The sequence below is a fragment of the Grimontia hollisae CIP 101886 genome (assembly GCF_000176515.1).
Taxonomy (GTDB): domain Bacteria; phylum Pseudomonadota; class Gammaproteobacteria; order Enterobacterales; family Vibrionaceae; genus Enterovibrio; species Enterovibrio hollisae.
The window spans coordinates 72705-92139 of sequence record NZ_ADAQ01000011.1 but is presented as its reverse complement, the minus strand read 5'-3'; the positions used below and the strand labels follow the sequence as shown (position 1 = coordinate 92139).

Annotated in this window: 18 protein-coding genes; all 18 read left to right on the top strand. The window is 44.4% G+C overall.

Going from position 1 to position 19435, the window contains the following annotated elements:
* Positions 1 to 11 precede the first annotated feature (11 nt).
* The 18 genes from VHA_RS18810 (at position 12) to VHA_RS06585 (ending at position 19429) form a co-directional block, all read left to right on the top strand.
* Positions 12 to 587: a hypothetical protein gene (locus VHA_RS18810; RefSeq protein WP_005502995.1), complete on the top strand. Its 576-nt coding sequence runs from the start codon at positions 12 to 14 to the stop codon at positions 585 to 587.
* Positions 588 to 884: 297 nt separating this feature from the next.
* On the top strand, positions 885 to 5447 hold the full coding sequence (locus VHA_RS19125) for a hypothetical protein (RefSeq protein ID WP_104439925.1): 4563 nt from the start codon (positions 885 to 887) through the stop codon (positions 5445 to 5447).
* A gap of 130 nt (positions 5448 to 5577) precedes the next feature.
* Positions 5578 to 6174, top strand: coding sequence for a hypothetical protein (locus VHA_RS06660; RefSeq protein ID WP_040528400.1), 597 nt, complete (start codon positions 5578 to 5580; stop codon positions 6172 to 6174).
* On the top strand, positions 6171 to 8075 hold the full coding sequence (locus VHA_RS06655; RefSeq protein ID WP_005502990.1) for an FHIPEP family type III secretion protein: 1905 nt from the start codon (positions 6171 to 6173) through the stop codon (positions 8073 to 8075). Before VHA_RS06660 ends, VHA_RS06655 begins: the two co-directional genes overlap by 4 nt.
* Positions 8076 to 8097: 22 nt before the next feature.
* Entirely contained in the window at positions 8098 to 9132 is a 1035-nt protein-coding gene (locus VHA_RS06650) for an EscU/YscU/HrcU family type III secretion system export apparatus switch protein (protein WP_005502989.1), read from the top strand.
* A complete protein-coding gene (locus tag VHA_RS06645) occupies positions 9125 to 9931 on the top strand; it encodes an OmpA family protein (RefSeq protein ID WP_005502987.1) in 807 nt (268 codons plus the stop codon). Before VHA_RS06650 ends, VHA_RS06645 begins: the two co-directional genes overlap by 8 nt.
* Before the next feature lie 16 nt (positions 9932 to 9947).
* Positions 9948 to 10313 carry a hypothetical protein gene (locus tag VHA_RS06640; RefSeq protein WP_269467214.1) on the top strand — a complete coding sequence of 122 codons (366 nt, stop codon included), beginning with the start codon at positions 9948 to 9950 and terminating at the stop codon, positions 10311 to 10313.
* Positions 10300 to 11301, top strand: a complete 1002-nt coding sequence (locus tag VHA_RS06635) for a hypothetical protein (protein ID WP_005502985.1) — start codon at positions 10300 to 10302, stop codon at positions 11299 to 11301. Before VHA_RS06640 ends, VHA_RS06635 begins: the two co-directional genes overlap by 14 nt.
* An 11-nt stretch (positions 11302 to 11312) precedes the next feature.
* A complete protein-coding gene (locus VHA_RS06630; protein ID WP_005502984.1) occupies positions 11313 to 11957 on the top strand; it encodes a hypothetical protein in 645 nt (214 codons plus the stop codon).
* A 2-nt stretch (positions 11958 to 11959) separates the two neighbouring features.
* Positions 11960 to 12175 carry a FliM/FliN family flagellar motor C-terminal domain-containing protein gene (locus tag VHA_RS06625; RefSeq protein ID WP_005502983.1) on the top strand — a complete coding sequence of 72 codons (216 nt, stop codon included), beginning with the start codon at positions 11960 to 11962 and terminating at the stop codon, positions 12173 to 12175.
* Positions 12176 to 12388: 213 nt separating this feature from the next.
* On the top strand, positions 12389 to 12946 hold the full coding sequence (locus VHA_RS06620) for a winged helix-turn-helix domain-containing protein (protein WP_005502982.1): 558 nt from the start codon (positions 12389 to 12391) through the stop codon (positions 12944 to 12946).
* 237 nt (positions 12947 to 13183) lie between these two features.
* Entirely contained in the window at positions 13184 to 13477 is a 294-nt protein-coding gene (gene tnpA, locus VHA_RS06615; RefSeq protein WP_005501083.1) for an IS66 family insertion sequence element accessory protein TnpA, read from the top strand.
* On the top strand, positions 13456 to 13818 hold the full coding sequence (gene tnpB / locus VHA_RS06610) for an IS66 family insertion sequence element accessory protein TnpB (RefSeq protein ID WP_133163958.1): 363 nt from the start codon (positions 13456 to 13458) through the stop codon (positions 13816 to 13818). Before tnpA ends, tnpB begins: the two co-directional genes overlap by 22 nt.
* An 88-nt stretch (positions 13819 to 13906) precedes the next feature.
* A complete protein-coding gene (gene tnpC, locus VHA_RS06605) occupies positions 13907 to 15409 on the top strand; it encodes an IS66 family transposase (RefSeq protein ID WP_005501078.1) in 1503 nt (500 codons plus the stop codon).
* A 416-nt stretch (positions 15410 to 15825) separates the two neighbouring features.
* On the top strand, positions 15826 to 16404 hold the full coding sequence (locus VHA_RS06600; RefSeq protein WP_123912587.1) for a hypothetical protein: 579 nt from the start codon (positions 15826 to 15828) through the stop codon (positions 16402 to 16404).
* A gap of 1 nt (position 16405) precedes the next feature.
* Positions 16406 to 17755: a TolC family protein gene (locus VHA_RS06595; RefSeq protein WP_005502978.1), complete on the top strand. Its 1350-nt coding sequence runs from the start codon at positions 16406 to 16408 to the stop codon at positions 17753 to 17755.
* Positions 17736 to 19022 carry an HlyD family secretion protein gene (locus VHA_RS06590; protein WP_123912588.1) on the top strand — a complete coding sequence of 429 codons (1287 nt, stop codon included), beginning with the start codon at positions 17736 to 17738 and terminating at the stop codon, positions 19020 to 19022. The genes VHA_RS06595 and VHA_RS06590 overlap by 20 nt, the downstream gene beginning before the upstream one ends.
* Positions 19016 to 19429, top strand: coding sequence for a hypothetical protein (locus VHA_RS06585; RefSeq protein ID WP_040528391.1), 414 nt, complete (start codon positions 19016 to 19018; stop codon positions 19427 to 19429). Before VHA_RS06590 ends, VHA_RS06585 begins: the two co-directional genes overlap by 7 nt.
* Positions 19430 to 19435 lie beyond the last annotated feature (6 nt).

Below are 19435 nucleotides of genomic sequence, written 5' to 3'. Positions count from 1 at the left end.
AGGTATGTACAATGAGTCACTCGAATTGCGCTATTGTACCTGCGTATAGTGTTTCTGAAGATGTTTTTAGAACGGTGAACGATATAGCGGGTGCGGTATTTGATAATAATATAATTAGTTTGTCTTTCAATGGGGGGGTAACAAAATACACTTCCAGTTCTAATGCTTTAATTAAGTGTAAGTTAAAGACTGCTTATTTAGAAGCAACGCTCTATGTCGATAAATCTGAAGTTGAGCGTTTAACCGGATTTGAATTTTGTTACATGGATGAGAAATATCTTTCTTATCTTATGTCACAGCATCTGTTGAAATATGGGCTTTATTTTGAATCCGTTATCTTTGGCGGGCGAGAATTAGAAGAGTACTTATTAGCAAAAGCATCACTCACCCTTGAGCATATAAAGATGGATGTGATGGTAGAGATAGACAGTTTGCTCGTGGATAAAGCCATGTTGATGCACAGGCATGCACAACTGCCAGGCACACTGCCACTCAATACATCACTGAGTCTTTTAGAGACAGTGTTAGATAGCAATGAAATACTGTCACTGAGTACTGAAGATGTCATTCTTGTTTATCCCAAGTAAACACCATGAAGTTAGATGACATAGAACAATTTCTTCTCAAACTAGAACAGAATGAGGAAGTGGTTTTCAGAGATTGTCAAGATGATCTGATATTTCCTCTTATTCCGTTTTTTCAACTTGTTTACGTGTTGAATTTGGATGAAATTATACGGTTTATTATTTCCATAGAGCACAGCCAGAATGGAAAACTAGTAAGATTAGATAACACAATCATGATAACAATCCCAGAAGATAGTTATGATGAAGAACTATTGAGAAGATTAAACATTCAGCTTCTGGAAAGGATGAGGTTCTGATATGCCGCACAATATATCGCTAAACCGTACCGCTCCCATTTCAGCTCCTGATTCCCGTCAGGAGCTTTCTGGTATATCCGTAGCGACAGCCGCGAGTGCATTATCTCGTGTTGATTCTCAGCGCAGTACGGATGAATTGGAACTACCGCAAGGTGTTTCGGCTTCTGATAGTTGTTTAGAAAGCGAGGATACATCACGCGCTGAACAATCAGAGCTGAAAAACGACCAAGCTGAGAAAAAGAAAAAAGTTAATAAAAAATCAAACAAATATAGCAATAATACCAAAGCGAAAGGACATTTAGCTGCCATTGCAGGTGCGACAACACTGGGTGCAGTTCTTGCGCCGTTTACAGGTGGTTTGAGCCTATTGCCAACCGCCTTTGTGGTGTTGTTTGGTAATGCGACTGCATTGGCCATGTACGGCGGTTCTGAGTTTGTTGTTGGCCAGCAAGGGCCAAAAGATCAAATCGAGGATAAGAAAGAACCGGAAGAAGACAAGCAACCGCAAGACCTTGTACCTGTTGAGGATCCTCGTCCAAACCGTAACTTGTTTGGCCTTGATGAAGTGGATGCACCTCATCGTAGACCGGAAGACAATGGGCCTGGCGAAAACGAGCCAGGGGCTCGTGGGAATCATTCCTACACCTATGCGCCAGTCTTTAACATCAATGTGGGCGATCTGAATTTTTCGCAATTCAACACCCAAAATAACACGCAGAACAATACCCAAAACAACAATGACGTTCCGCCACAAGGTGAGAACAATGAACAGCCACCAACGCTGATTGAGCGTACCATCGAGAGATTTGGTGAGATCCCGGTTACCAATGTGGTTGAAATCGATCGCCCAACCTTGATCAGGGAAATCCGCGAGCAAGGACCAATCATCGGTCCTGAGCCACAAGTTGATGAAATGGTCGATGCACTGGTTGCATTCCACGAGCAAGTGGGTGAGGCGAAACTCATCAAAGTTGATTTCGAAGGCGGTCATAAAGCTTACATCGGCGGTATTCCAGAATCAGGTGACGCTGAGACCGTTGAACCGGTTAAAGCGGAAGTCGTTGTAGAAAAAACCAAAAAACAATGGCCTGAAGTTAAACCTGCGCAGCGTCTTATCACGACCAATGGTAACGCAACTGTTGGCATGTATTCGGGTTATCACAGCGCTAAAATTGAGCATCAGGGACAGACTGTGGGTTATGCCAATGTTGAGCACATTGTGAAACAACCCCAGTTTGCTGAGATTATTCCGCCTTCACAAAGCGGCAAGAAAGATATTGCCAGCCAGACAGACGTTGAACATTCATCGGTAGCGACTCAAACCACGGTTGAGCAAGGCACACAAACAGAAGCCACTTTTGTTGATGCGCAAACAGGATCTGAAGCAACAGGTCATGCTGTAAAAGCAGAACTGGTGACAGATCATGTCAACGTTGAGCAGGCGAAAAGCGGCGCAGTGAAGAAATGGCCAGAAGTGGCGGCACCTCAGCGTGTGATCACTACATCAGGTAATGCCAAAGTCGACGGTAACCCGGGTTATGTGAATGTACGTGTAGAAAAGAATGGGCAGACTGTTGGTTACGCACGCAGTGAACGTGTAGGCAGCCAATCTCAACTGGCTGAAACCGTGAACATGGCGCAAGGCAGTGATGGCAAGGTTCAACAAGGCCAGTCCACACAGGCCAACCAAGGCGTAGAAACGGTGGGCACCCAGACAGGTGCCGCACAGACATCGGTATCTACCCAAACCACGGTTGAGCAAGGCACACAAACAGAAGCCACTTTTGTTGATGCGCAAACAGGATCTGAAGCAACAGGTCATGCTGTAAAAGCAGAACTGGTGACAGATCATGTCAACGTTGAGCAGGCGAAAAGCGGCGCAGTGAAGAAATGGCCAGAAGTGGCGGCACCTCAGCGTGTGATCACCACATCCGGAAATGCCAAAGTCGACGGTAACCCGGGTTATGTGAATGTACGTGTCGAAAAGAATGGGCAGACTGTTGGTTACGCACGCAGTGAACGTGTAGGCAGCCAGTCTCAGCAAGCTGAAACCGTGAATGTGGCGCAGGGCAATGATGGCAAGGTGCAGCAAGGTCAGGCGACACAGGCCAATCAGGGCGGGAAATCGATTGCGGCGCAGACGGGTGAAGCGCAACAGGCTGTTTCAACACAAACGGGTATAGAGCAAGGTACGCAAACCGACGCGGCTTTTGTTGACGCTCAGGTGACCACAGAAAACGTCGGCCGTGCAGTAAAAATGCAGCAGGGCTCAGAGACGGGCGGTGTTGAACAAGGTTCTCAGACATCATCGGATGTTGAAGCCAATGGCAGTGTTACGGCTGACAAGTACGCGGTGAAAGCAGAACTGGTGACAGATCATGTCAACGTCGAGCAGGTGCAAAGCCGTGATGGAAAGAAATGGCCAGAAGTGGCAGCACCTCAGCGCGTGATCACCACCGCAGGGAATGCCAAGGTTGATAGCAATCCCGGTTATGTGAACGTACGTGTAGAAAAGAATGGCCAAACTGTCGGTTATGCACGCAGTGAACGTGTAGGCAGCCAGTCTCAGCAAGCTGATACCGTGAATGTGGCGAAAGCCAATGATGGTAAGGTGCAGCAAGGTCAGGCGACACAGGCCAATCAGGGCGGGAAATCGATTGCGACACAGACGGGTGAAGCGCAACAGGCTGTTTCAACACAAACGGGTGTAGAGCAAGGTACGCAAACCGACGCGGCTTTTGTTGACGCTCAGGTGACAACAGAAAACGTCGGCCGTGCAGCCAAAATGCAGCAGGGCTCAGAGACGGGCGGTGTTGAACAAGGTTCTCAGACATCATCGGATGTTGAAGCCAATGGCAGTGCTACGGCTGACAAGTACGCGGTGAAAGCAGAACTGGTGACAGATCATGTCAACGTCGAGCAGGTGCAAAGCCGTGATGGAAAGAAATGGCCAGAAGTGGCAGCACCTCAGCGCGTGATCACCACCGCAGGGAATGCCAAGGTTGATAGCAATCCCGGTTATGTGAACGTACGTGTAGAAAAGAATGGCCAAACTGTCGGTTATGCACGCAGTGAACGTGTAGGCAGCCAGTCTCAGCAAGCTGATACCGTGAATGTGGCGAAAGCCAATGATGGCAAGGTGCAGCAAGGTCAGGCGACACAGGCCAATCAGGGCGGGAAATCGATTGCGACACAGACGGGTGAAGCGAAACAGGCTGTTTCAACACAAACGGGTGTAGAACAAGGTACGCAAACCGACGCGGCTTTTGTTGACGCTCAGGTGACCACAGAAAAAGTCGGTCATGCAGTAAAAATGCAGCAAGGTTCAGCGACGCAGGATGTGGCAAAAGGCACTGAGCCAGAGTCAGGCTTTGTTGACGCTCAGGTGACCACGGAAAAAGTGGGCCATGCAGTAAAAATGCAGCAAGGCTCAGCGACGCAGGATGTGGCAAAAGGCACTGAGCCAGAGTCAGGCTTTGTTGACGCTCAGGTGACCACGGAAAAAGTGGGCCATGCAGTAAAAATGCAGCAAGGCTCAGCGACGCAGGATGTGGCAAAAGGCACTGAGTCAGAGTCAGGCTTTGTTGACGCTCAGGTGACCACGGAAAAAGTGGGCCATGCAGTAAAAATGCAGCAAGGCTCAGCGACGCAGGATGTAGCAAAAGGCACTGAGCCAGAGTCAGGCTTTGTTGACGCTCAAGTCACTACAGAAAACGTTGGTCATGCTGAGAAAGCCCAGCAGGCGACAAAGACAGCCGATGTTGAGCGCGAGCAAAACAACGGGGGAAGAAAGTGGCCTGACGTTATCATGCCTCAACGCGTGATCACCACGGGAGGTAATGCAAAAGTTGACGGTAATCCCGGCTATACGAATGCGAAAGTCGAGATTTCTGGCGCAACATATGGTTACCAACGTGCGCAACGTTCATCTAGCCAATCGTCTTTGTTTGCCGGGATAAATCCGCTGACAAGCAAAAGCGAAGCAGCAACTGAGCGTAAAAAAGTGGTATCAGACATTACCAAATTGGTTGATATTGAAAGTCTGAAAACCACGACGGTGAGCCAGCAAGACGCACCACCCCGTTATGTTTCAAAACTTCATATCACCTTAAAAGGGAATCAAGGTCATGAAGCATCAACAGCCAATGGGACGCATGATGAATGGCAAGCTCCGACGCTGATCAAAGACGGGGTAGGTGTTAACCGTGCAAATAAGGTAACGGTGAGTAACGGTGCTGAAGGTCTTAATATGGCTGTCGCATCAGAAAACACTGAGGCCGTAAACTCAGCGATCGTACAAAGCAACATTACGGGAAAGAAATGGACCGTTAAACTGCCGCAACCTGTACTGACAACACAAGGGACGGTAAGTGCGAGAGGAAAAAACTTCACCCAGGGGCTCTTTAACAACATGAGAGATCTGAACACAACTAAAACCCAAATTGAAATGACATTACCGTCAGGTGATATCACTGAGAAAAAACCGGTTTCCGTTGTGGTGGTGGGCGAACGAGCACTCCCCGTGAAGCCCCTCCAGCTCAGTAATCTGAAGGTTGCTTCATGATGGCATAATCTCACATAAAATGAAAAAAGACTAAATCAGCATCGTTCAGGTTTAGTCTTTTTTTTTCTTTTGAAGGGGGGAATTTGGGATAGATAAAATCTGAAAAATTTTGAATGAAAGGGTGAGTTCCTTGTATATCGAATTAGATGCATCGCAAAAAGCGATTCCTCGCGTGGGCTTCGTGCGGTCACGCCAATCTAATCTGATCAAGCGTTCTGAAATAGCAACTTACCAGGAGTCTAAAGCGCTCATCATGGCGCTAGAAGAGAAGGTAAAGGAATATCAGGCATTGCTTGAAGAACAAGTGCTTGTGATGTTGGAAGAGAAAGAGCAACTGTTAAATAATGCTATAGAGGAAGAATACTTAAAACTGTCTGATGCGTGGCAAGAGCAGCAAATTGAATGGTTCAATGTTGCTGAAAAGGAACTCGCTCGCCACTTAAGAGAACAGGAAGAAGCGGTCTCGGAGATTAAACGAGAACTGAAACATCAGATAGCCAGTGAAATTCAGGCACGTTTAACCAAGCTAACACATAGTGAGAAGCTGATCTCGCATTTGGTCGAAGTGTTGCACAGTGAAATGGATGATGTTTGTAAAGAATTGCAAGTGGAGACGAAGCAACAGGAAGACGGTGTCATCCTGACTATCGAGAACGAAGATCGCATTATCACTATTGATAGCAAGACAATCGTTGAAGAATTGAAGCGAGGATTAGACGCAATATGATAGCGAAGTTACGTCTATCATCACTGAAATTACGTAAATCATCGCTGCTCTTTAACCCCAGTAGTGTTCTGATTGCCTTTTTATTACCGACAATCATTCTGGTAACACTGCCTGGCGTGGTGATTGATTTCTTCTTGATGATAAGCTTTGTCAGTTCAGCATTGCTATTAGTCATCATGTTGGAAAACGATGAACCGTTAAAGGTGACGTTTTTGCCCACCATGGTGCTGCTGTTGACCACATTTCGTCTTTTGCTTTCGATTGCGACGACACGAAATATTATCGCAAACGAAGATGTGGGGCAGGTCATTGAAACTGTTGGTCAGTTTGTAATGGGGGGGAACTTACTCTCAGGGCTGCTGATATTTATCATTATCACCATTGTACAGTTTCTGGTGGTAACCAAGGGGGGGGAGCGTGTGGCTGAAGTGGGCGCACGTTTCTCTCTGGATGCGTTGCCAGGTAAACAGATGACGATCGATGGTGACTTAAAAAGTGGCTTGATCACGGGTGAACAGGCCCAGAAGCTGCGTGCAGATCTGGGTACAGAAAACAAACTGTTTGGTTCGTTAGATGGCGCGATGAAGTTCGTAAAGGGCGACGCAATCGCGGGTATCTTAATCAGTTTAGTGAACCTTTTTGGCGGCATTTATGTCGGGATCAACCAGTTTGACCTGTCATTGGCAGACAGTGTAAGCCGATTCTCTGTATTGACTGTCGGTGATGGCCTGGTGTCACAAATCCCCAGTTTGTTGCTGTCTATGGCGTGTGGTGTATACCTGACCCGTATTAAAGGGTCGGATGATGAATCCACCTCATTTATGACACAGCTGATGACGCAGATCCGGACATTCTGGAAGAGTCTGCTTGTGATCGGTGTGATCATTATTGTGCTGGGTATCGCCAACCCTAACTTGCTGTATATTTGTATACCGCTAGCCATACTGTGTGGTGGCCTGGCAATGTGGCTCTGGAAAAAAGACGATAACGAGGTTGCCGTCAGCAGCTTTGAGCCTAAAGGCCATGGCTTGTTTGAATCACTGAAGTTTGTATTCCGTGATAGCCAATATCAGAGCCTGGTTCAGCGTAATGTTGAGAACAAAGAAAAAGTGTTATGGGGCCAGGCATTGGGGTCACCCGCGGTGCTTGTTGATCCAACACTTGAGGATGATCTGAAGGTCTATGTTTCTGATATTGAAATGTATAGCTACAAACATGCTGAAGCAGGCAGTGTAGTAGACATTCAGAATGATGAATTGTTCGTGGCTTCTGCGGATGTCGCCAGTAATTTGAATAACATCATCAGTTACTTTATTCATCATCGCTTTATTGAAAAATATAACCTTCAGTACAGTAACAACATTGTTGCGGGCTTGGCACAGCAAAGTGAGATCATGAAAAGTGAAATCGACTCTGCTGTGGGGTTGAATCGCGTGCATGATGTGTTGAAACAAATGATCCGGTCACCGGAGTTTTATCTGGACCGCATCAGCTTCTTCGAAGCATTAATTTACTGGTCTCGTGTTGAAAGTGATCCGAGAAACTGGTTAACTCGCATCCGCAGCCAGGCAAGGTATGACATTACGGCGAATTTGTTAAACCAAGAAGGTAAAGTCAATGTTGTCTTGCTAACCCCTGAGCTAACTGAAGAGATATCAGGCTTTGTGGCTGGTGAGTTTGATGATGTTGATCGTTTGATCGCGGTACAAACAGGGCTTCGTAACGAAATAAAACGACTGCTTGTTCAGTATGGTGTTAAACCTGTGGTTGTCGTGAATGAAAATGAACTCAATGTTGTGAAAGCATTCTTCCAACAAGTCATGAGTACCGTGATTGTTTGCAGCCATGCAGATATTGTTAACTCTAATTGTATTGAAAACTCGGAGACAATTAACATTTAAGTAATGATTCTCGGAGGGTATGATGGAGGAATCTACAGAACCCAAGAAATATCCGCCCACAGAAAAGAAATTACGAGACTTAAAACAAAAAGGTCAATTTCCTAAAACAGAGCTGGCTGAACCAACATTAGAGTTGGTCGTATTTACAGTGATCATCATACTTGCGTTGTATTATTTGTTTGAATACTCAAGCGAATGGTTTTCAGCAATACTGCAAGCAGATGTTCAGGTTGGATTAGACAGTGGCTACGATGTGCTCTGGTGGTGTATTGGTGGTTTAGCTCTGTTAAAATTAGTGATGGCGGCATTTGAATGGGTAATGATCAATAAAGCGGTTGTCAGCACGGAAGCACTGGGGCTGAAAATGGATAAAATAAACCCAGTCAACGGTGCTAAGAATATATTTGGTATTGAGGCAATTTCCCGTTCACTCAGAAAAATACTGGAGCTTTTATTTTTATTGTTTTTGCTTAAGTATGTGGCAGATGTATTGGGGAGTAAGTTATATCAGTTACATGAAATTAACAATTACCCGTATTTTATCTACTACTTAATGCTGTCAATTTTAGCAGCGTCAGTATTTTATTTGATATTTGGTGTTTGTGTGGGCACGGTCGATTTCATGGCAGAAAAATACCATTTCATGCAGAAAAACCGTATGACATTCACCGAGATGAAAAACGAGTTGAAGGAAACCGAGGGTTCTCCAGAAATAAAGTATGAGCGAAAACGGCGAATGCGTGAGGTAATGGAAACACCAATAACGCAGGGTAGAAGGCCGAACTTTGCTTTAGCAAACCCAACGCATATCTTGGTGCCGATTTGTTATGACCCCAAGATTGAGCGTGTGCCAGTGGTATTAAAAATATGCACTGAGTCGCTTGCGTTGGAAGAAAGAAGCCGATTGGAAACAATGGATATTCCGATTATCGAGAATGTTCCATTGGCGCGTGCTATCTACACGAAAATGAAGCAAGGCGAAGATTTTCTGCCACCCGAATTTTTCCGTGATGTCGCAATCATTATTTCTCGATTAAAAAGGAAAAATAATGTTTAAAAAATCACTACTTGCTAGCTCTTTTGCATTGGCATTGCTTTCTGGCTGTAGCAACCAAGTGAAAGACAATAACCTGATTTTAGATCAAGAGTGGCAGCCTGATATTTACAATATTGTTGTTTCTCACGTGGGTGATGTCGATAACGTGAGATTTTGGGTAAGACGGGCACCCACGTATGAAGATGGTTACCCCCATGCATTGGCCTGTGTTGAGGTTGCACAACCCCTGGAGCCAAACCGTTTTTACATTGCGAACCTCAATACCTATGGCTTAAATCAGGTTTACAACTGTGAAGAAGATTATTGGCGTTACAGCAACCTGGTCGATCCGTATGCCAGCCGTGAAGTGGACTTGAGTGCCTGGGATCCTAAAGCAGCGCAGCGTCGCTATTCGAGTTATCCCGTTAATATGAACACCAATATGGATGGTGTGCAGGGCATGTTAACCGGCCATGGTCAACTGCGTTTGGTATTCAGCGATTTATTCCCAGTGAATGAATACCAACTGACTAATAAAGGCGTGCAAACCCTGTTTGAAGTGATTGACAACCTGAAACACCTTCCGGTTGATGAGCTGACCATTTATGGCGTTGCGGATTCTTCCGGTAATTACAAAAAGAACCGAGTATTGGCGGATCGCCGGGCTCAGTCTGTGAGAACGTTCTTGGTTGAAGAAGGTTTGAACTATATGCCGATGAAGCTGCGTGGAACGGTAGAAAATGGGCTTTCCACCCCACAACAACGCGTGATGCAGCGTCGATTCGTCATCGAAGTGAGGTTCCGTACCGATGAAAAATAGGAAGTTCGCCTTGCTGGTGAACGAATTTGCTCAAATGATTGGACAAAGCGCGGTCTCTTTGGAGAGGGATCAAGGTCTCATCTGCCATTACCAAGGGTGCGACCTCCGCATTGAAGACGGTCAACGCATCGGATTGTCCAACCAAATCGTGGTGCTCGCGGTGGTAGGGCAAAAAGTCGCCAGCAAAACACAGGTGAAAATCAATGGGTCGTTTGCCCTGAGTAAAGATGGCTACCTGGCCGAGATAAAAAAACTGGGATGTTGTTTGGTGCGCCATATACCGATGCCGGAGCATCCAAGAACCTTACTGGAAGAAGTCAACAATAGCCTGACGCTTGCAAAGCAAATTCGACAAGAGATAGAAAGCAATGTGGCTCGTTGAATTTTTTAGCGGATGTATTAAAGGTGTAACGTTACCGATTGAAAATAAACTGGTGTTGGTCGGTAGCAGTGAAAGTTCGGATGAAAATCGGATCCCTTTGCCGGAATTTTTATCTGCGGATGAGCACATTGAACTGGAAGAGCAAGGCGGGACTATCCAGGCGAGGGGACTGTCGAAAAAAACGCTGAAACTGACGGAAAATAAACTCTATCGTTATAAAGGGTTAACGTTGTGTGTTTATCGTCAAGGTAAGCGTAACCCTTCGTTAAAGCGTTTTCGTCTGAAACAGTTCCAACCTCTTCTTTTGGTGAGTGTAGGTGTGCACCTGGCATTGGCGTTGGGGGGTTATGCGCTTAATGAAGAGAGGCAAGCTCAGCTATTTGGCAAATATATGCAGGTGTTAAACAGCGGTTATATCAAGCAAGGCCAGCTATACACATTGCAACAGCCTGATTTCAGCGAGTTACCTAATGCGTGGGGGAAATACATTCAGACCATTGAACCCAAAGGGAATTTACAAGCTAGCCAGTTTAATTTGGAGCTGATTTCAAACTATTCCGGCAAGCCGATAAAAGGCGAAGTGGTCAGCTTGTCAGAACACGATCAAATTCGAGTGGAAACGTTTGAGCTCGACAACTTGGTCATGGCTGCCCTCGGTAAACACGCGATCAGCTTTTATAAAGATGGCGATCACTGGTTTGTGTCTGATCCAACCCGCGCGAAGCAGGTACTGACAGACAGTGGACTGAACGACATGATCTCGAAGCTGAAATCCCGTGCTGATGGCGCTGAATTGATCACGGATGCGGAGTTCCCTTACTCCATATTCTATACCTCCCATTCGGGCAAATATCTCTATGATGATTCAGGACGTTATTGGGAAGGTAGCCGGGTACCTAAGCTGGGCATTATTCAGGAAATCAGTGAGGATCGGGTTGTTTTCTTTGATGGAAAACATACACGTGCGTATTTAATTCATGTGAAGTAAGAGAAACGACGATGCATAATGTAACACTTAATCATGCTGGCAGTGCCGCGGGAATATCAACCCATGATCGTCAGGCTGCCGCGCAACAATTAACAGAGCAATATCCCATTATTAAAAAGGCGCAGGAAGAAACAACACCGCCTAAAACCACCGGAACCATTAAAGATCCTTTGGATTTGATTGATGAGCTGTTGGGCAAATATCTGGTTGAGCAAACCAACCGCGCAGAATCTATGGCCGACAGCGTAAAAACCCGCTCCAATGCCATTTCTGAAATCAGCCGTCTATGGGGGTTGGTGATGCAAGAAACCATGAAGGGGACTAATCCTAATGATAATGGCAAAACAGTAAAGTTTAGTGGACCTGCAAAAGAATATCTTCAACAAATAGACAAGATTATCACAGACCAACTTAAAGATAAGCGTGGTATTTCGGCGATAACTGGAAAGAATCTAGATACAACAAAAAATATGAGTGTCAACTACACCGACCTACAATCTTTGGATGCAACCGTCACCGCATTTAACGATACCATCCAGGTGGATATTGACACTGAGCAACAACGTTTCAGAAACGTAATGACTGAAATTTCTTCGGCACAGGAAGAAATTCGAGACGTACGTCAGGTCATTATCAGACTTTCACAGGCGATGTAACCATGAAAATAGCGTTAGATGTCGTGATTGCCCACTGCAACCTGACCTTGGATGAGTTGAATCAACTCAACAAAGGCAAGATGCTAAAGATTGATGACTTTGTTCAATCAGAAGTGATGTTGAAAAGCGGTAATGAACTGGTTGCGACGGGGCGACTGATCAAAGTTGATGACCAGTATGCAATAACGGTTGATTTTGTGAATGAGGTGAAACAGTAAAAGGGGTGGCGCACCCCTTTTGTTTTAATTTACAAATGTTTCAGCATTTTTCATGGTTTTTCATCATTTAATCACAACTTCATGCCGCTGATAGGTGACTATTCTCCATCATGAAAAAAGATGCTCTGCGAGTGTATCCTGGGTCATCTGATAGGAGAGTTGTCCTTTATAACAATAATAAAACAAACAAAATACAGAGTGATTAGGTAGACGATGTTAAGAAATTACTTACTTGGCAACCAAGTTATTTTTGACACCCTGAAACGGGAAGTGCTAACCACAGACAAAATTATCAGCCTGGGAGGGAGGGAAGCTGCCATTCTCAAACTTCTGTGTGAAAACGCCAATATGGTGATCACCAAAGAAGAAATTAATGACAAAGTCTGGGGTAAGGTTTTTGTCAGTGAAACATCATTAACGAAAGCGATTTCTAATTTAAGAAAGTCGCTACAGTTAATTGATGGGGTAATGTGCGAGATCAAAACCATTCCCAAAGAAGGCTACATGCTGATCCTGGAAGGGGAAAACCTTGGCTTAATGGTGACTGAAGATGAGCCACCGCTAGAAGTTAAGCGTATTGAATCGAAAGATCTGGCAATGATCAAACCCCCTTCAGCCAATAACCGAATGCTGTCATCAAATGTTATTGGCCAGAGCCAGCATCCAGCGAATAGCGTATTGATGAAGCCTAGCTGGTTTTTTATGACGATACTGTCAGCGGTATTGCTCTCCTCTATCACCAGTAGCGCCATCGTGTTACTGCTCAAATAAGGTAGAATAAAAAAGCAAAGCGAACAGCTTTGCTTTTTTACATCATATGTATACCCAAGCGATTTAGATATAAAAATTGTTTGGGTATTAATCCCCCGGTAATTTCCCCTTTTCTACAGTCAATTTTTCTTTTAGTCATACAAAGTCAAAAACAGTGCACAACGGTAAGCGGTTAATAAACCCCACATACCAATAATGCCGACGCTTTGACATAGTGCCTTTTTCAACGGAGGCACTATGAACCAAGCACAAAAACGCGCTCACTGGACATCCGTCATCGAGCAACAAAAGCAAAGTCAGCTATCCATAAAACAGTTCTGCGAAGACAAAGGTATTAGCTATCAAACCTTCTTTTACTGGTCTAAGCGACTGCGCACCCCTGAGACAGTGCAGACGTTGCAGCCCATTGAGTTTGATGAGCCGCGCCATTCGCTCTCTGTTGTCCTGTTCTTTACCAATGGTATTCGTGCAGAGCTGCCAGCGGCACTCAGTCCCGCGCAAATCAAACATTGGGTCGACGCGCTGCAATGACACCGTCCGGCAAGGTCTTCCTGGTCTCCGGCGTGACCGATATGCGCAAGTCCATTGATGGGCTGTCGTTGATTGTCGCCGAACAACTGGACATGGATCCGTTCAGCGAAGCCTGGTTCATCTTCTGCAATCGTGGACGAGATAAACTCAAAATCCTGTTTTGGGATACCAACGGGTTTTGGCTTTACTATCGCCGTTTGGAGAAAGGCACTTTCAAATGGCCACGCCCCAACCCTCAAGGCGTGATTGTCATCAGTAAACCCCAGCTTCACTGGTTGCTCTCTGGGCTGTCACTCGAGAACAGCAAAGCCCATCGGCCCTTAAATGGACTGGAAGTGTGACGCCAGATACTGATCGTGATTTTGCACTTGAACGATCCTTTTTAGCCGTCACACTGGGCACCATTCCATGCTGTAGATGATGCCCCAAATGACCGACTTCCCCGATGACATCGAACAACTCAAAGCCATGCTTCTTGCCAAGGATGCTTTGTTGCAGGCCAAAGAGGAGGAGGTCGCCGCCCTGAAAACCCAGGTGCAACTGCTCGTTGAGCAACTCAATCTCAGCAAATCCAAACGCTTTGCTTCCCAAAGCGAAAAAGTCGCCAAAGGCACGTTTAACGAAGCGGAGCAGCAAGACGCGTTACCTTCCTCACCCAAAGCGCGCAAAAAAACCGGCCGTAAACCGCTGCCTGCCGACCTTGAACGCGAGGTGCAAACCCACACCTTAAATGCCCCGTATTGCGACTGCTGTGATGCGCCGTTACATGAATGTGGTAAGGAAGTCAGCGAAACCCTGAAAATCCTGCCCCAGCGCGTGAGTGTCATCCGCCACGAGCGCACCAAATATGCCTGTCGCCAGTGCGAGCAAACAGCTGAAACCAGTAACGTGGTCACCGCCCCGAAACCGGCGAGCATGATCCCCAAAAGCCTTGGCAGCGCCGAAGCCTTCGCGGCGGTGGTCACCGCTAAATACGTGGATGCGCTGCCGCTGTACCGTCAGGTCGACATCCTCAACCGCTCCGGCATTGATATCAGCCGCGCCACGCTGGCAAACTGGTGTGTGAAGCTAGGCAGTAAAGTGCAGGTCATTATCGATGCAATGAAAACGCAGCTTCTCAAAGAAACTCTCATCTGTGCGGATGAAACCACCGTGCAGGTGCTGAGAGAAGAAGACCGACAAGCGCAATCCAACTCCTATATGTGGGTCTATCGCAGCGGCGAGTTCACCCCCAATCCCGTGGTGATTTACGACTATCACCCCAGCCGAGCAGGCGCATGTGTGCGTGAGTTCCTCGGTGATTACCACGGTTATCTGTTGTCCGATGGTTACAGTGCGTATGACACCGTAGACGGTGTCACTCAAGCGGCGTGCATGGCGCATGTGCGCCGAAAATTCACTGATGCCCAAAAGGCATCCCCGTCGAAAAAGGCGGGAAAGCCCGAAAAAGCCTTAGCCTTTATCGCCAAACTGTACGGGATAGAGAAGCGAGCCAAAGACCTGTCGGCACAAGCGCGCCAACAGATGAGGATGCAAGAAAGCCTGCCCATCCTGAATGACTTTAAAGCGTGGCTGGATAGCCTGAGTGTGTTGCCGAAAGGGGCACTAGGCCAGGCTATCACCTACACCAAGAATCAGTGGCCCAAACTGCTGACCTACCTGGAAGATGGACATATCAGCATCGACAACAATGTGACAGAGCGGGATATCCGTCCGTTCACGACGGGGCGAAAAAACTGGATGTTCTCAACGTCAGTCGGTGGCGCGAAAGCCAGTGCCAATCTGTATAGCTTGGTGATGACGTGTCGTGCGAATGATATCAATCCTTACTATTACTTCCGGCACCTGTTCACGGAGTTGCCAAAGCGTTCACTCGCCGATGATATGTCGGATCTGATGCCGTGGAATGTTGATCTGAGTAGCGTTGACTGAGGCTTCACTGGTTTACTTACCGCTTACGCACAACGAGAGTTGTCCGTTTCATATTACAAGCCCGTGAACAACAGCAATATTGCTTTATGTCGGCATCTGAGCTTGCCACTCTCCCTGTTGGAGCGGCAGTCTGCATTCGCATTTCTCCTGCTTTCATATTGTCCACCTTCCCTCTATCGCCATTGTTTCCTGTAATGGCATGTTCAATGTCCATAGACAAACGCTATTTCCCTCATATTTCAGGTAAAAAAAACATCAATTAACATGAAACAGCATAAGGCGCTGAAATTTATCTAAATTTTCCTAATGTGAATAAAGGTGAAAATGGATTCGTAACTTGTGTGGAGTGTTGCTGGAAATAAAATCCCGTCATCCCAAATCGGGGTAAATTTTCTATCAAGTTTAAGAGGTGCTATATGAAAACGAGAATGATCTTATTAGCATGTCTATCCACATTCATATGCAATGTTTCCTTTGCTGAGGAAAGTAGTGATAGCCAAGATCTTACTCCGAGCTTTGTAAACCACATTGTAGATAATGAGATACTCGATACAGAGAATGACAGTATCTTCTCGTTTGGTGTCAGCTCTCACAGAATAAAAGCGGGACGTGCAAACGGTTTCTATGTTTCAGGGTTGATCCCCATTGGCGATACAGACTTCGGTGTTTATGGCCGTGGCAACATCATTTCAGACAAATATAAAACCGGACATTTCTGGTCTTGGAATATGGCGGTTGGCGCTGGTTACTATTTGAATGATTCTGTCATCCCCCTGGCGACAGTAGGTAAATGTTTTTCAAATTACTCGACATGTTATTTCAACACACGCCATCCTACCGCAAATGATGATGATATTGATGCGATCTACTATGGTCTGGGTGCATATATAAAAGATCCTTTTTTTAACGGTATGTGGGAAATTTCTGGCGATTGGAGTCCATACAAAGGATATAACGGCATGTCTCTGTACATTGGTTATGGAGTGAAATTCTAATATGAAAGCGAAACCAATGTTATTGCTAATGGCCGTCTTTCCTTTAGCAAGCTATGCCACAATTTCTGATTTTGATTTGAATATTAAAGATAAAGACAGGGTTTATCATCTAGATAACAATCAGTTATATGTAGACTCTATTGAAGGCTCATATAAAGTTGATAGCCAAAAACATGCAATAAAATCAGAAGAACATTTGTATGATGCGGCTAACTATTACTATATACCATCGGTGACAATCTCTTCACAGATCCAGCAGAAAATGGATAGACCGGGGCATCCTTCTCCAAATACAGAGTTTTCGTTGGAGTTGTCTGCAAGGTTGAAAATGTGGAGTGATACCGTCGGTGATCAAAAAGATGCCGCTTACTATCGTTTGCTGTCGGAGAAAGATACCTATAACCAACGGGTAAATGAAGTATACAGTATTGTTCACCAAAACCTGGTCAAGATCGAAGCTGCGAGAACATTCTTAGAGCGTTCAAAACACTACAAAGCGAAAATGGATTTATTGCTTTCCCGAATGGATGTATCCAGTAAGGCGGGTATTTTGAAAAAATCCGACCGTGTTTTTGCAGACGTGACACTGAAAAAATTTGATGAGTCTGTTCTTAATATTCAATCTCAAGTTGAACAGTATAAGAGCTTAATCAATAACTTAACACCAAACTCACTCTACAAAGATGGGTACGGTCTTTCTAACGCATACATTAAGGAGTATATCAAGCTAACTGATGATCTTTTTGATTTTGACCGAGTGGTAAGTCGTAATTTTAAAATCAAATCAAAAAGAAACAGCTTGATGGCTGATAAATATAATATGGAGGCGACTAATGAAAACTTTAAAGTTGAATTAGTTACTCAGCACAATATTAAAGAAAATAAATTATCTAGCATAAAGAACAAAGATAACGTAGCGACGGAAGGCTACACCTATGACAATGATGGAAACTCTTACATTGGTGTTCAAGCTACATTCACAGGGATCAACTATGCGGGTTTCAAGAACAAACAAAGTGAGCGTGAAAAATATATTCAAAAATCCATTGAGTATGACGAGTTCCTGCACACAACAAAGGTTGAACTTAACACATTGAAAAGCCAGTCAAAATTAATTTATGAAAGAATGGCTAGTGTTGAGAATCAAATAAACTTGACGACAAATGTTATCAAAAATCAGCTGAATGAAATGTCAGTTGACGAATCAAGCGCAATGGATATTTTCAGGAATATATCATCGCTATTAGATTTGGAAATTAACAAGCTTACTATTCTTAATGAGTTGATTGATCTTTCAACTAAGATTAATGAGTTTAATGCGAATATTCCAAATGAGTATGTTATTAAATAAAGTCATTGATAAGTTAAAAACACCATCACTCGATGGCCTATTAAATATATCGTTGAGTAAACCGATAAAGACCTCTGCGTTAGCAGTGTCTGCGGTAGTGATGTTTTATTTGGTCTTTTTGGCCAAGTTTGACATTGTTTCTGAAGGGGAAGGTATCCTTGCTATTAATGATAGTAATGTAAATATCCTATCTCCTTCATCGGGTATCATTAAGTCTATTAATGTGACCCGGGGTGATGATGTAAAAGTTGGTAGTACATTGCTGCTGATAGAAAACATCGAAGATGGCCACAAAAAGGAGCTGTTAACCTTCAATACTGATTTCTATAAGAATGAGGTAGAAAAGTTTTCCAACGACCTTAAATTTCTTAAAAAGACAATAAAGGATGGAAAACCTGCTGTTTTCGAAGGTGATAAATCAGTTGCTGTACTGAAAGTGGAAAGTAAGTATGAGACTTACGTCAATAAAAATAGTGACTTTAATAAGAAAAGTGAAAACTTCAAACTGAAAAAAGAAAACCTAAATGAACAGGAGATGTTGCTAAAACGTAAGAGTGAATTAATTTACAAGTCTTTAGGGGAAACGGTTAGATATTTAGAGTCAAAGCTTGAAGTTGAAAAGATAAAACTGCAAGTTTTGGAAAGCCAGTTATTGCTGGATGAAGCGAAGAGCTTAGCGGACGCTGCATACAGTGACTTTACGCAAACCACATTAGACTTAACAGAGCAGACTGAAGATGAGCTGTTAAAGTCGCAAGAACAGTTAGCGGCTAATATCTCTGAATACAATACGGTAACAGATAGGATTGACTCTACTGTGATTAACTCCACAGTGGATGGTTCTGTGCTGTCCATTAAAGATGGTTTGGCAAAAGGTGTTTTCATAGAACGCAATGCTGAAATACTGACGCTAAAACGTAATGACGACGGTATCTTCGTAGACGCAAAATTTGACTCCAAGTTTAGACCGTACATTTCCACGAATAGTTTAGTGAAAATGAAAGTTGAAGCACCTGGGATCAAAAATGTGTTCTATGGAAGAATTTCTGATGTCAGTGTCGACAGTTTCGCGTACGAAGAATATGCCAAAGAGGGGGGCCGATACTATAAAGCCAGGATTGCGTTCGAGAACTCAGATGAAAATGTGAAAAAGTTAAAGGCATTCATTGGCTTGAAAATGAAAGTCTATGCCATTAACGATGAAATGACATTTATTGAGTATGTCCTTTCAGTGTTCAATAAAGACTTGGATTTTTCTGTATGGTAGGTTTTATTGGCGCGCTCTCTTCATCTTTGTGTATTTTAATTCTTGTTTTTATTACTTTGGTCGTTGGGTATATCGACTCCTTAATACCCAGCTCAGTAATGCAACAAATAGATGAAAACACGTATAGATATCCAGTAAAAACGTATTATGTTTCTCAGGACATCATCACTGAAGTTGAGCAAAAAATTGTTGAGCTTAAAGAAAAAGAAAATTTTGAAACAAACTATCTACAGGTAGGGTGTGAAGGAGGATTTGATATTGATTTAAAATCAGCAGATAACATCATGGTTTTTAATACGATAAAGATGAATTCTCATCAATATAATATACCCGTAATCATGTATGACGGGCCTACGGTATCTGAACATAGTTTGAATTACTGTTATATAGACTTCAAAAGAGAGTGACGATAG

What these genes read in the sequence shown, in the direction of transcription:
- VHA_RS06650 (WP_005502989.1), top strand. Translation starts at nt 8,098, where the DNA reads ATGGAGGAATCTACAGAACCCAAGAAATATCCGCCCACAGAAAAGAAA.
- VHA_RS06630 (WP_005502984.1), top strand. Translation starts at nt 11,313, where the DNA reads ATGCATAATGTAACACTTAATCATGCTGGCAGTGCCGCGGGAATATCA.
- VHA_RS06600 (WP_123912587.1), top strand. Translation starts at nt 15,826, where the DNA reads ATGAAAACGAGAATGATCTTATTAGCATGTCTATCCACATTCATATGC.
- tnpA (WP_005501083.1), top strand. Translation starts at nt 13,184, where the DNA reads ATGAACCAAGCACAAAAACGCGCTCACTGGACATCCGTCATCGAGCAA.
- VHA_RS06655 (WP_005502990.1), top strand. Translation starts at nt 6,171, where the DNA reads ATGATAGCGAAGTTACGTCTATCATCACTGAAATTACGTAAATCATCG.
- VHA_RS06620 (WP_005502982.1), top strand. Translation starts at nt 12,389, where the DNA reads ATGTTAAGAAATTACTTACTTGGCAACCAAGTTATTTTTGACACCCTG.
- VHA_RS18810 (WP_005502995.1), top strand. Translation starts at nt 12, where the DNA reads ATGAGTCACTCGAATTGCGCTATTGTACCTGCGTATAGTGTTTCTGAA.
- tnpC (WP_005501078.1), top strand. Translation starts at nt 13,907, where the DNA reads ATGACCGACTTCCCCGATGACATCGAACAACTCAAAGCCATGCTTCTT.
- VHA_RS06635 (WP_005502985.1), top strand. Translation starts at nt 10,300, where the DNA reads ATGTGGCTCGTTGAATTTTTTAGCGGATGTATTAAAGGTGTAACGTTA.
- VHA_RS06595 (WP_005502978.1), top strand. Translation starts at nt 16,406, where the DNA reads ATGAAAGCGAAACCAATGTTATTGCTAATGGCCGTCTTTCCTTTAGCA.
- VHA_RS19125 (WP_104439925.1), top strand. Translation starts at nt 885, where the DNA reads ATGCCGCACAATATATCGCTAAACCGTACCGCTCCCATTTCAGCTCCT.
- VHA_RS06585 (WP_040528391.1), top strand. Translation starts at nt 19,016, where the DNA reads ATGGTAGGTTTTATTGGCGCGCTCTCTTCATCTTTGTGTATTTTAATT.
- VHA_RS06590 (WP_123912588.1), top strand. Translation starts at nt 17,736, where the DNA reads ATGAGTATGTTATTAAATAAAGTCATTGATAAGTTAAAAACACCATCA.
- VHA_RS06625 (WP_005502983.1), top strand. Translation starts at nt 11,960, where the DNA reads ATGAAAATAGCGTTAGATGTCGTGATTGCCCACTGCAACCTGACCTTG.
- VHA_RS06645 (WP_005502987.1), top strand. Translation starts at nt 9,125, where the DNA reads ATGTTTAAAAAATCACTACTTGCTAGCTCTTTTGCATTGGCATTGCTT.